Origin of the sequence: Paenibacillus thiaminolyticus (assembly GCF_007066085.1) — a bacterium.
Classification (GTDB): domain Bacteria; phylum Bacillota; class Bacilli; order Paenibacillales; family Paenibacillaceae; genus Paenibacillus_B; species Paenibacillus_B thiaminolyticus.
In genome coordinates this window covers 1,742,579-1,754,334 of record NZ_CP041405.1, presented here as the reverse complement: position 1 = coordinate 1,754,334, position 11,756 = coordinate 1,742,579, and the positions used below count along the sequence as shown (strand labels likewise).

The following is an 11,756-nucleotide window of genomic DNA, read 5'->3' as shown; positions in this document are numbered from 1 at the left end:
ATACCATTCCCTCGACAGCTTACCCTCCCATGTCGCACTGGGTCGTTGCGCTTATGGAATAAACTCTACGGCTGCTCCGTGCTTCAAGTGTCGTTGGTTTATTTCATGTTCTGGTAGGGACGCGAAATCGCTTTGATTCAAGCAGCTTATTCAAACCTCGAAATCATTCATTACAGGAATGGCTCCTTTTGGTCGTATAATGCAGGATATGATTTTTTTTCATTAAAGGTGTGGACTTTTAACCATCGTTCGTGTTATACACGATTTTCAGAAGCAATTGGAAAATAGCTGCCCGATTGCATAATATTAATATTTATAGCAATGGATCGTCTATATAATCGATGAGGATTCGTCGCCAGCAGGGATGATAATAGACACTTCGCAATTTGACACGGGCAGAATCCTGGGCTCCGATTGGTATTTGTTCTTTAGCCGAATGACTTGGCGTTCTGATAAACTAAGCGCTGCCGCTCCCTCCCTATTGGTCATCCGCCCATCTATATTTTCTCCACAACGAGCACCTTCTTCATTTCTGCTTTTGTCAATGTCATTATCTCCTGTCCCATAGTGACATTATCTCAGAACAGTTATAGGGTGACATTGTCACAGAAGAACAACACCGTGACAGCGTCCCATTGACAGCATCAACCGTATCGGGGTATACTTCGTGGGTACCATATATTCCTCGTTAGGTGAGGCTCCTATGCAAACATAGGCCACTGCCCAGAAATATCGAAAGATGCCCATGGGTAGAACAGGGATTGCCGGATTAAGGCTTTTCATAAGGTGGCTAAGGAAACGAATCTCGTTTGCTTTACGTTGTATAGTGCCAAAACTCGACCAGGGGGAGCAGGCCTCTTTGTGCGCGTTCTAACCCTCTGGCATGTTCAGAGGGTTTTTATTTTGTATGGAAAGGGGAGAGCAGATATGGATGGCAGTCCGAGTCGGAGCAATGGCGTTTTTATTTCGTGTGTGTCCTGCAAAGAGAAAGTGTGTTGTTCGGTGTGCTCTCCGATCTTCGCCTAGCCTTCACCCCTGATCCCTGCGGATGGATTCGCGATGCGCAGACAGGGTGCCGCGGCAGGTTGATTTGATCTGCTTTCAGTCATCGGATAACGGCTGGCTCTCTCTTTGCGGGAGAGCTTTTTGGTGTTCCAACATGAGCTTGTATCCGAGAGGTGATCGCAATGATAGTGATGATGATGAAGCTGGCACTGGCCCTGTTGTTCGGGCTGTTGATCGGACTTGACCGGCAAATGAAGCAGAAGCAGCTGGGGATGCGGCCCAGCATGGTGATTTGCATTGCCAGTTGTCTGCTGACGATTGTGTCGATCGAAGCCTTCGGCAAATTCGGGGGCGCAGATCATCCGAATATGGATCCAATGCGGCTGGCCGCCCAGATTGTTAGCGGCGTCGGCTTTATTGGGGCCGGTGTTATTTTGCGCAGAAGCAATGAGGTGATCTCCGGGCTCACTTCCGCGGCGCTTATCTGGTCGGCATCTGCCCTTGGGGTCGCTATCGGGGCCGGGTTTTATGCCGAGGCGATCTGCGGCGTCCTGCTGCTGATTGCTGCCGTCAATCTGGTTCCCATTCTTTTGAAGTCGCTTGGGTCAGCGAGATTGAACCGCTGTGATGTGTCGCTGAAGGTCGTGGTGGAATCGAATCCTCGCATGACCGAGCTCATCCGGCGGATTCAGAAGAATCATATGCCTGCCCCGGAGGAGATGGCATCCACAGATAAGGCCGAATTCAAGATCCGGCACTTTAAGCTCAAAGATCTCGACAGTGGACGGCAGCGGATGGATCTGGTGCTGTCTGTGCCGGAGCATCATTATTTGACCGAGATCTATTATTACATCAAAAAAATTGATCATGTGCTCAGTGTAGAAGTGGAGCAGTTATAAACGGGAAGGGGAAAGGAGCGAATGTGATGATCCGTCTGAATGAATACCGGTATAAAGAGGAGTACACTTACCATTTGCTTCAAGCGCTGAAGTATGGGGAGGCCGAAGCTTTCCGCAAAGATTTCCAGGAGCTTCATCCGTCCGATCGGGCCCGTTTTTTCCTGGAGCTGAGCGAGAGCGGACGCTGCCGGGTATACTCGGTTCTGTCTCCGGGCGAGTTCGGGGAGATGTATGCTGAACTCTCGGGAATGCAGAAACGGTGCATGCACGAGTTGAACCGTCCCCAAGCCGTTCATATGCTGAATAAGTCTGGATGAGATGAACACAGGTTGATAAAAGGAGCAGGAGGCTTCATGGACAAGCTATCGATCGGCCGCATGGCGGAGCTGAACCATACCTCGGTGCAGACGCTCCGCTATTATTACAAGCTGGGACTGTTGAAGCCGGAGTTCGTCGATGAGACTACCGGTTACCGCTATTATTCGATCAAGCAGTGCGCCAGACTTGATTTAATCAATTATATGAAGTATCTGGGCATGTCGCTGGACAATATTATGGCCTGGTTCGACAGCGAGGATATCGCCTCGATTCCTGCGATGCTGCGGGAGCAGGCCGCGCTTGTTGATCGCAAGCGCAAGGAACTGGAGCAGATGGATAAGGCGATCCAGGTCAGCATCAAAAATTACGACACGTATATGAACGCGCCGCAGGACGGACAGCTTGTGCTGCAGCGTATTCCCGCGTGCTATCCGATAGGCGAAGTCCCTAAAACTGCACGGTGTCTCAAGACACGTTGATTCGGTAGGCAAAATCCTGCAAAAATACAGCAACTCGATAGGGACGGCTTCACCAGAAAGGGAATCCTGTAAAACGGCAGCAATTTCACCCGTTTCTCTTCGACTTCGCTCAAAAGGGCCTAAAATGATGTAGCTGTGCAGCAATTCCCTGAAATGTGGACTCATTGAGCCGAAATTCCTGTAAAATAGCAGCAATTCCCTCCACACGTTAAAACCCAAGGAGATTATGATGTCTCCGGAAGGCGATAACGCTCTGAATGCCAAGTTTCGATTAGGTACTCACCCCTCCCAAAAAAACAGGGGTTTTCCAACAGCCTGATTTACTGCAGCAGTTTTTTCAGGAGCGGGAATATGCCGGGCGTCTGCTTGACCATGTGAAGGCAAAGGGCTGCGAAGTGGCCGGCGATTATATCTGCGAAGTCGTGGTGGAGCTGCCGGTATTCCATACCGATGAACGGAATATGTTCATGAAGCTGCAGGTTCCGATAACACAGGGTTGACTCTATAGTTACTATAGAGTTTATGATAAGGACAGAGGAGCTCCTGCAAGACGATGGCATAATAGATTGTGAAAAAAGTAACAATATCTTTGGGAGGTTGTCCGTCATGAAAGAGAAAATTAGAGTCATTCAGTACGGCTGCGGAAAAATGGGTTTATATTTTCTAAGATATCTGCATGAGAAGGGCGCGGAAATCGTCGGGGCCATCGATGTGAATCCGAATATCGTCGGCAAGGACGCAGGCGAGGTGGCAGGCCTGGGCCTCAAGCTGAATGTGCCTGTCCGTGCGGATGCCGAGCAAGTCTTCAAGGAATGTGATGCGCAAGTCTGCATTATCGCGACGACAAGCCTGCTGTCGGATACGTACGCAGCATTCGAGCTGGCGGCCCGTCACGGGGTGAACGCGATCAGCACCTGTGAAGAAGCCTTCTATCCATGGACAACCTCCCCGGCTTTGACGAGCCGTCTTGACCGGCTCGCGAAGGACAACGGCTGCACCTTGGCGGGATCCGGGTATCAGGACGTATTTTGGGGCAATCTAATCACAGTATTGGCCGGAGCGACGCATCAGATTACGAGAATCGAGGGCAAGTCGAGCTACAACGTCGAGGAGTATGGCATTGCGCTTGCCGAGGTGCACGGGGCCGGATTGACCCTGCAGGAATTCGAGGAGAAGATCGCCAGCAACAACGACCTCCCGTCCTTCATGAGAAATGCGAACGAATGGCTCTGCTCGCAGTTCGGGTGGACGATCAAATCAATGGATCAGCAGCTCGTGCCAATGACGCATGATCAAGATCTGCATTCCACGACGCTCGGCCGCACCATCCCGGCAGGCGATGCCACCGGCATGTCCGCCGTCGTCACGACGGTGACCCATCAAGGTCCGGTTATCGTGACGGAATGCATCGGCAAAGTGTATGCCGAGGATGAAGTCGACCATAACGATTGGGTCATTAAGGGCGAGCCAATGACTGAGGTCAATATCTCCTGCCCGGCAACGGTCGAGCTGACATGCGCGACGGTCGTCAACCGGATTCCGGATCTGCTGCAGGCGCCGGCCGGCTTCTACACCACCGAGAAAATGGCTCCGGCTCAATACCGGACTTATCCGCTTCATTATTACGTCAAATAAGTTGATGATAGAACAGGCGACAGCTTCCGCTGCCGCCTGTTCGCCTGTTCGCGTGATAAGATGGTTCGGGCCATGCTCTCGGCTAGGCGCACAGCCTGAGGGATGGGGGAGAATTGGCGAACGCCCCTGCTTTTCCTTTATAATGGTCGGAAAGGGAAAGCTCTTTTACGGATTAAGGGGGTACAGCGATGAGCGTATTGGCGGTACAGGCATGCGTGGAGATTACGAGGACCATAGATTGCAACGAGGCACGGATTACGGAGACCTCGTACCATATCGAGCTGCACGCACATGAGGTGCGAATCCGGGACAAGCGGATCGCCATGTCGCAGATCTATGATATGTCTTGCCATCGCAAGCATGGCGGATCGGATGCGATCGGCTTTCTCTATTTGCATACGCATCGCGGGGTGGAGACTTATTTCGTCCGCGATAATCCCGCATCGTTCATCAACGCGTATAAGAAGCTGAAGCGGGAATCCCGAGTGATGAAGAATCATCCCTCCGACCAGCCGGAGGGATGAAGCCGGCTTGACCTGGTTATCCTAGGGAACGAAGCAGATTGGCCACTGCCCCTGAGAAGAGATGTGCTGCATCGGGGGCGGCAGAGAAGGAGCGATCATATCCGAAATGGATAACAAAGTGCAGGCTTATAAGAATGAGATTGCCGAGCTGGAATCGACCTTGCCGGACGTCACGCAAGCTTATCATGCGTTTACGGGCGCTTGCTTCGCCGACGGGGCGCTGGATGCGAAGACGAAGCAGCTGATCGCCCTTGGGATCGGCTTGTTCGCGAACAATGAGGTATGCACGTTATACCATGTGAACGAGGCGAGACATAAAGGAGCGGGCGACGCGGAAATTATGGAGGCCGTGGCGGTCGCGGCCGCTATCGGAGGCGGTCATGCGCTGTCCCAGGGCGTGATGCGGGTTCAGAAGGCGCTGAACGGCAACGGCGCTCACTTGTCTTAGGCCTTGGGCGTGTCCCGTCTAAGCTCGGAAAGTAAACGTTGAAAGTCCCCGGCGTCGTCGTTACTGCCCGGGGACTTTGGCGTTTTCCGCTATTGACTGCCGCCAAGCACCATCGCTTCCAGCTTGCGGCCGGCAGGGGTGTTGGCCAGTCCTCCTTCCGCCGTCTCGCGGAGGGAGCTTGGCATGGAGAGGCCGACTTCATACATCGCCATGATGACCTCGTCGGGCGGTATTCGGCTCTTGATCCCGGCCAATGCCATATCCGCGGCTACAACCGCTGCGGAGGCGCCGACTCCGTTGCGCTTCACGCAAGGAACCTCCACCAGGCCAGCCACCGGATCGCATACTAAGCCGAGCATGTTTTTCAGCGCGATCGCCATCGCTTCGGCTGACTGGCGCGGCGTTCCGCCCGCCATCTCGACAATCGCCGCCGCGGCCATTCCCGTGGCGGAGCCGACCTCGGCTTGGCAGCCTCCCGCCGCGCCCGAGATGAAGGCATTATTGGCGATGACGAACCCGAATGCTCCCGCCGTGAACAGGAACTCCACCATTTGCTTCCGTGTAGGCTTCAGCTTCTCCTTGACCGCGAATAGCGTCCCCGGCACGACGCCTGCCGCTCCAGCGGTAGGGTTGGCGCAGATGATGCCCATGGCCGCGTTCACTTCATTGGTTGCCACCGCCTTGCTGACCGCATCGAGAATGAGGGGACCGGCCAAGGAATGGCCGCCGGCAATGTAGCGCTGAAGCAGGACGGCATCTCCTCCGGTCAGACCGGAATGGGAGACGACCCCCTTCAGGCCTTTCTCGATCGCCTGCTCCATGACAGTCAGGTTGGCCTCCATCATGTGCATAATTTCTTCTTCCGATTGCTGTCGAATCTTCATTTCTCTTTCCAGCATGACACGCGATATGTTAATCTGTCTCTCCTCGGCAAGCTGGAGCAGCTCGGCTACGCTATGGAACATGGTCTGCCTCCTTCGGAGTTCGTGCGCTGATATGTCTTCACTTGCCATATCTCCTTAATATGAGGGAGCTTGTGCATATGATGGATGACCGCGTCGTCGATCGATTCGTCGAGCTCGATCGCCATCAAGGCGCTCTGTCCTTTGCCCGAACGGGATACTTCCATATATCCGATGTTGATATGATGCTCGGCGAGCAGCGACGTCACATGGGCTACGGCGCCGTGCTTGTCCTCGTGCAGGACGAGCATCATTGGATGGCTGCCGTACGGGTTGTCGTCTAATTGAATGACTTCACGGATTTCCATGCTGCCGCCGCCAATCGATACCCCGACGACCTCCAGCGCGCCACGCTTGTCTCTCAGGGTAAGACGCGCGGTATTGGGATGCTCCACGATGTCATCCGACAGCACGAACTGTACGTCCAGCCCTTGCTCCGCGGCGATATCGAGGGCGTCCGGAATCCGCTCGTCCGCCGTGTCGAAGTCAAGAATTCCGCTTATGATGGCCACATCGGTTCCATGGCCCCGGTAAGTTTTGGCGAATGATCCATACAGGGTTACCGTCACGGATTCGGGTAAGCGCCCGAACAGCTTGCGCGCCACGCGGCCGATGCGGTTGGCTCCGGCCGTATGCGAACTGGACGGACCGATCATAATGGGGCCGATAATGTCAAAAACGGAGTGAAACGGCATGGTTCGATTCTCCTCTGCATAGATTGTTGATGCTGCGTGAATACCCGTACAAGACTACATATATCAACTCGCTCAAGCCGCTTCGGTGCCGGTCGCGGGCGCGGTTCCGCGGATTTCGGCGACGGTGCGGATTTTGAAGTTCTTGAAGATGATTGAGCCGATGAAGCCCGCCACGATGCCGCACAGCGCACATAATACGGCCGCGATTGTCACGGTCTTGGCATCGTTGAAGCCATACATGACCATCAGTCCGGCAATCGGGGTCGCGGTGCCGGTCGCATTGTTGGTCAGGTTGAACAGGGCGACGACGATTCCGGCCATGGCCCCGCCCAGGAAATTGGTCACATAGACCGGTATCGGGTTGGCGGAGATGACGTCCGCCTGGGTTAACGGCTCGATAGCCACGGCAATCGTGGAGCTGCGGTCGCCGAACTTCATGCGGTGGAAGAACACGAAGTTCATGAAGGATGAACCCATGACAGACAAGGCCCCAATCGCCATCGGCAGCCCGGTCAGACCTAGCATCGCGGTAAGCGCCATGGAGCTGAGCGGCGCGGTCGCGACGACGGTAATGACTCCGCCCAGGACGATGCCCATAATAATCGGATTATTGTTCGCTGCTGTCGTAATGATGCCGCCGATATTGAGCAGCGTGGCGTCGACGATCGGCGTCGCGATATTGGCTGCGAAGCGGACGAGCGGTGCGGCGACGATAATGCAGACGATGAGATCGAGTCCGTCCGGAACCTTCTTCTCAATAAACTTGACGATGAACGAGACGAGGTAACCGGCGATAAAGCCAGGGAGCAAGCCGGTGCCGGCACAGGCTGCGCCAAGCAGCAGCGCATAGACGGGGGAGACCCCCATAGCGAGCGCGACCAGCGCGGCAGCGGCTACGCCGCCCATGCTGCCGGAAGCAAGCCCGACTTCCTTCGCGAGCTCGAAGCCGAACAAGTCTCCGCCTACATAGCTTTGGAACGCTTCCACCAAAAAGCTGGCAACCGCCGCATTGGCCAATGCCCCCATCGCCTTCATGCCGTTCGGCGCTTTGAAGCTGAAGAGGGAGAACAGGGACAATACCAGTAGAAGCAATAAGGTGCCGATTGCGATGTCCATACTCGAAGTTCCTCCTTGTGTGCAGGTTAATTAGTAACCGCTTTCAAAATTTAAAAATTAATGCATTGCTTCAGGGAATCAATTAAGTTTGAGTTAATCTTGGATTTATTAATCTAATCAAAAAAAATTGAGTCGATTAACTAGAATTGATTATATCAAGTTTGTTTCGAACATACAATATCGCTTTTGATAGAGTTTGAAAATTTGCCGCAAGTTATGCGAAGCCGTCAATATTGTGGCCGATTTGGACGATGTATCGGGGAAATTGGCGAAGCGGGGGATTGATTGTGGCCATCGTTCGCGTTATGATGTTACTAATCGTTAATAGAATTAACTTATGTTGATATAATCAAATTTTTTTAATTGACCGCAATGCTCAACTACAGGTTGCCCAAGGAAGGATTTGATTCCATGAACACAAGATTTACGGAACAGGATCGTTCTATATTGGAGTCGTATGATTCGGTGGTGGAAGGCTTGGCTGATTACTTGGGGGATGCCTCCGAGATCGTGCTGCATAGTCTGGAAGATTACCAGCATTCCGTTATCAAGATTGCGAACGGGCATCATACGGGAAGGGAATTGGGAGCGCCGATCACCAATCTGGCTCTGCAAATGCTGCAAGAGATTGAACAGTCCAACTCGAAGCAGGCAATCAGTTATTTTACGAGGAGCAAGAACAATCGTCTGATGAAGTCGAGCACGATCGCGATCCGGGGCGAGGCTGGGAAAATTATCGGATTGCTGTGCATTAACATAAATCTGGATGAGCCGTTTTCTCAGGTACTCCAAGCCTTTGTGCCGCATCCGGATCTGGAATCAAGGGGGCAGACGGAGCATTTTGCCTCATCTGTCGAGGATATGATTCAGGAAACGATTGAACGAACGATTGAGGGGGTTGACGCTTCTCCCGATATCTCGTATGCGAACCGGAATAAGCATATTATCGGCCTCTTATATGAGCGGGGCGTATTCAATATGAGGGACGCCGTAACGATTGTAGCGAGCGCGCTCAAGATTACGAAGCATACGGTGTATTTGCATCTGCGCAATCATACATCGAAAAGTGAAAAGAAGGTTAGCCATTAAGGTGGAAGGGGAGGATTCTCCTGCCATTCTCCGGAGCTTCAGCGCGTTATGCTGAGGCTCTTTTTTGTTTCTGTTATGGCCTCAATATAATCTGTAAAATATTCCCTTTACTTTCTCGTTAATAATACATATTATTTATTATAGCCATAATTAGATTTAACTGGGTTTTATATAAATAAATAACAAAATTAGTTGAGGAGTTGTGGCACTGTGTTGAGGGAAAGATGCGAACGTGATGAGCTTTTTTTTCATGAATTATGTGATACCTATTTCAAGCCGATCTATAAATATTGCAGGAAATTGGCAAAATCGCAGTTGGAGCTTATGGACTTTGCCGATGAATGTACGCAAAATACCTTTTTGGAAGCGAGAAAGCAAATCTCTAAGCTGAAAAATCACCCGAATGTGGAAGGATGGCTATTCACTACGGCCAGGAATTTCGTGAATCTATCGTTTCGAGCGATGTATCTCAAAAATAGGTATGAAGTACTCATGACGGATGATATTAATAACCAATTGGAATCGCGGAATAATGAAATCGATCAGCTTATCGAAAACGCTGTCGATGTGGATGAATTATATGATCAAGTGTTAATGAACTTGAGTACAAGCGAATATGAACTGTATACGGATTATTACATTCAGAACATGTCAATTGCGGATCTGACTCGCAAATATGAGGTATCGGGTAATGCAATTACGACAAGAATCTACCGGATTAATAAAAAAATCAGGAGCATAGTTCAGACGCTTGTCGTGAGTCTCGATATTGGATAAGGCCCTGCAAATCATTCAGCCGCGGCTGTTCGGGAAATGTTCAATCGCAATGGGGCTGCCCCATTGCGATTGAAAAAAATAGAATCATCCGATCTCCGTCACATAATTGACTGCTACCCAACCCCAAGCATTATGTTTGTAGCTATATACATTGATCCAGTTATAGCCGTCTGCGTATACAGGATCTTGACGTCCTCCGTTCACCATATCGCCCTTATTAAGCAAGCCAATCACTGTCCCGGATAAGGAAGGATTGCTTCGGAATCGAACTCCATTTTCCTTTATTTCATACGTTGCACTTAGAAGGACCAGTCCGCTATCGGCGGTCACGGCTTGATGCTGATTATTCACATTAGCTTGAACCTTATTCTCCGCGGCATATGCTCCTTGGGCCAGGACGGACGTACTAGCGATCGCCAACGACAAGATTGCAACTTTTTTGAACATTTGAATAACAGCTCCTTTTTACGATAATGGCTTTTATTTTCGGCGAGGGGTGAACTCTAGCTTATTCGTGGAAGCAGGATAAGTATGAGTTATCCCCTTCATCTATATCATTGTTTATGAATTCCTAGATTACATAAAATTTGTGAACAATTTTCAAAATAAGGGATTAATCATGGCGAGGTTAGGTCCAAATGTGTCAAATTTGGATTAATAATACAGAATTTTATTATTTTATTTGGTAACATTAATATCGAAAAAATCCATAAGAAAGGTTGTTGAACATGCTTTCTTTTCCCGTTCATGGTTCTAAGCACGATGTATTAGGAGAACATAGAGCAATGGAGACAAGATTTACAATCTCAGGTAACGCACAAATTGATGCTACTACAAAAACCTGGACTTCCGATCATTGGGAAGGATTTACTGGGTCTGTTGTAGTTCTTCTTACAGATGCTTCTGGTAACATCCTTCATGCGACTGATACCCACACGTATGATGTCAATGGTGTCTACATAGGGGATCCAAGTCGAGAAGACATTTGGAATGAGACAATCCCTGAAGACGCATTACAGAATATGGCAGGATATGCAGTTTGGCAGACACATACTCCTAACATTATGATTACTCCTGACGCATTTAAAGAGTGGGCGGAGGCGATTGCACCAATAACAAAAGTGTTTGTATCCCAAGAAGAATGAGTAAGATCAGGACCGACTCTTCCTCTTATTTTGATGTTTTTCACTATTTCATCCGGAGATACTTACCTCTTGAACAACGGAAATCTCATTGGTTCCGAAAAAAAGAAATATCGGGGAGGAGCATAAAGAGTGCGATAAGTTGTTTTTACATCCATATATGCTTTATGATCAAAATAATCAAATCATAGACGAAATCTTCCATGCTACTATTGCATGAAAGATGAGGATGTCGAGTTGGAGGATTATAAAAGCTTTTGGACTAGGCAATGAATAGAACATGAAGGAATCTGCATTTCCATTACGTGATGTGCAATTCCTGAAGGAAAATGGCAAAGGATTGAAAATTTAAAAGATGAAGAAGATACTTTTCGAACTGGTAGATGAAGTGACAGATGAAAAATCTTTTCTACACTTTATGAATGAACTTAGAAAGGACAGGATTAACCATAAAGAAGAGTGGGAGAATGAATCGATAGAAGCCTTTCTGGAAGCCGCCAATGAATGGGGATTGACGTCAATTGACGGTCTGCCGTATTACAACAAACCCGATAACCCATGGAAGAGGTGTGCTCAGATCCTGTATATGGGGAAGATTTATGAGTAACATCGGATTATCATGACTTGGTTGCTCGACAGCAAAATCATCGTTAGCCATAAAATCACA

The 11,756-nt window shown here is 50.1% G+C and carries 15 protein-coding genes, 1 pseudogene and 1 riboswitch; of the genes and pseudogenes, 11 read left to right on the top strand and 5 right to left on the bottom strand.

Going from position 1 to position 11,756, the window contains the following annotated elements; translation table 11 throughout:
• Window positions 1-408: 408 nt before the first annotated feature.
• Window positions 409-545: pseudogene (locus tag FLT43_RS30800) on the bottom strand (ISNCY family transposase); the annotation flags it as partial.
• Window positions 546-677: 132 nt separating this feature from the next.
• Window positions 678-854, top strand: a riboswitch (M-box (ykoK) riboswitch).
• 333 nt (window positions 855-1,187) lie between these two features.
• On the opposite strand from FLT43_RS30800, the gene FLT43_RS07930 reads away from it, so the two are divergent.
• The 7 genes from FLT43_RS07930 (at window position 1,188) to FLT43_RS07900 (ending at window position 5,308) form a co-directional block, all read left to right on the top strand.
• Entirely contained in the window at window positions 1,188-1,904 is a 717-nt protein-coding gene (locus FLT43_RS07930) for an MgtC/SapB family protein (RefSeq protein WP_087442230.1), read from the top strand.
• A 26-nt stretch (window positions 1,905-1,930) separates the two neighbouring features.
• A complete protein-coding gene (locus FLT43_RS07925) occupies window positions 1,931-2,221 on the top strand; it encodes a hypothetical protein (RefSeq protein ID WP_087442231.1) in 291 nt (96 codons plus the stop codon).
• Window positions 2,222-2,257: 36 nt separating this feature from the next.
• The gene (locus FLT43_RS07920; RefSeq protein WP_244194161.1) at window positions 2,258-2,701 is read left to right on the top strand and encodes a MerR family transcriptional regulator; all 444 of its coding nucleotides are present in this window, start codon (window positions 2,258-2,260) and stop codon (window positions 2,699-2,701) included.
• 374 nt (window positions 2,702-3,075) lie between these two features.
• A complete protein-coding gene (locus FLT43_RS30485; protein ID WP_258558855.1) occupies window positions 3,076-3,201 on the top strand; it encodes a hypothetical protein in 126 nt (41 codons plus the stop codon).
• Window positions 3,202-3,307: 106 nt separating this feature from the next.
• Window positions 3,308-4,336 carry an NAD(P)H-dependent amine dehydrogenase family protein gene (locus tag FLT43_RS07910; RefSeq protein ID WP_087442232.1) on the top strand — a complete coding sequence of 343 codons (1,029 nt, stop codon included), beginning with the start codon at window positions 3,308-3,310 and terminating at the stop codon, window positions 4,334-4,336.
• 188 nt (window positions 4,337-4,524) lie between these two features.
• Window positions 4,525-4,860 carry a hypothetical protein gene (locus FLT43_RS07905; RefSeq protein WP_087442233.1) on the top strand — a complete coding sequence of 112 codons (336 nt, stop codon included), beginning with the start codon at window positions 4,525-4,527 and terminating at the stop codon, window positions 4,858-4,860.
• Window positions 4,861-4,957: 97 nt separating this feature from the next.
• Window positions 4,958-5,308 (top strand): carboxymuconolactone decarboxylase family protein, encoded by a 351-nt coding sequence (locus FLT43_RS07900; RefSeq protein WP_087442643.1) that lies wholly within the window; start codon window positions 4,958-4,960, stop codon window positions 5,306-5,308.
• Window positions 5,309-5,397: 89 nt separating this feature from the next.
• Here the strand turns inward: FLT43_RS07900 and sdaAA are convergent, their stop codons facing one another.
• The 3 genes from sdaAA to FLT43_RS07885 all read right to left on the bottom strand — a co-directional run bounded on the left by sdaAA (window position 5,398) and on the right by FLT43_RS07885 (window position 8,081).
• Window positions 5,398-6,273 (bottom strand): L-serine ammonia-lyase, iron-sulfur-dependent, subunit alpha, encoded by an 876-nt coding sequence (sdaAA, locus tag FLT43_RS07895; RefSeq protein ID WP_087442234.1) that lies wholly within the window; start codon window positions 6,271-6,273, stop codon window positions 5,398-5,400.
• A complete protein-coding gene (gene sdaAB, locus FLT43_RS07890) occupies window positions 6,258-6,965 on the bottom strand; it encodes an L-serine ammonia-lyase, iron-sulfur-dependent subunit beta (protein WP_087442235.1) in 708 nt (235 codons plus the stop codon). The genes sdaAA and sdaAB overlap by 16 nt, the downstream gene beginning before the upstream one ends.
• 72 nt (window positions 6,966-7,037) lie before the next feature.
• Complete coding sequence (locus tag FLT43_RS07885; RefSeq protein WP_087442236.1) at window positions 7,038-8,081, bottom strand: PTS sugar transporter subunit IIC; 1,044 nt, start codon at window positions 8,079-8,081, stop codon at window positions 7,038-7,040.
• A 411-nt stretch (window positions 8,082-8,492) separates the two neighbouring features.
• On the opposite strand from FLT43_RS07885, the gene FLT43_RS07880 reads away from it, so the two are divergent.
• A complete protein-coding gene (locus tag FLT43_RS07880; protein WP_087442237.1) occupies window positions 8,493-9,170 on the top strand; it encodes a helix-turn-helix transcriptional regulator in 678 nt (225 codons plus the stop codon).
• Between the two features lie 210 nt (window positions 9,171-9,380).
• Entirely contained in the window at window positions 9,381-9,947 is a 567-nt protein-coding gene (locus tag FLT43_RS07875; protein ID WP_244194162.1) for an RNA polymerase sigma factor, read from the top strand.
• A gap of 84 nt (window positions 9,948-10,031) precedes the next feature.
• Here FLT43_RS07875 and FLT43_RS07870 read toward each other — a convergent pair whose 3' ends face one another.
• A complete protein-coding gene (locus tag FLT43_RS07870) occupies window positions 10,032-10,394 on the bottom strand; it encodes an SH3 domain-containing protein (RefSeq protein WP_087442238.1) in 363 nt (120 codons plus the stop codon).
• A 338-nt stretch (window positions 10,395-10,732) separates the two neighbouring features.
• Between FLT43_RS07870 and FLT43_RS07865 the strand changes: the two genes are divergently transcribed.
• Both FLT43_RS07865 and FLT43_RS07855 read left to right on the top strand, forming a co-directional pair.
• Window positions 10,733-11,092 (top strand): hypothetical protein, encoded by a 360-nt coding sequence (locus FLT43_RS07865; RefSeq protein ID WP_087442239.1) that lies wholly within the window; start codon window positions 10,733-10,735, stop codon window positions 11,090-11,092.
• Between the two features lie 352 nt (window positions 11,093-11,444).
• Window positions 11,445-11,696, top strand: coding sequence for a DUF7660 family protein (locus FLT43_RS07855; RefSeq protein ID WP_087442240.1), 252 nt, complete (start codon window positions 11,445-11,447; stop codon window positions 11,694-11,696).
• Window positions 11,697-11,756: the final 60 nt, after the last annotated feature.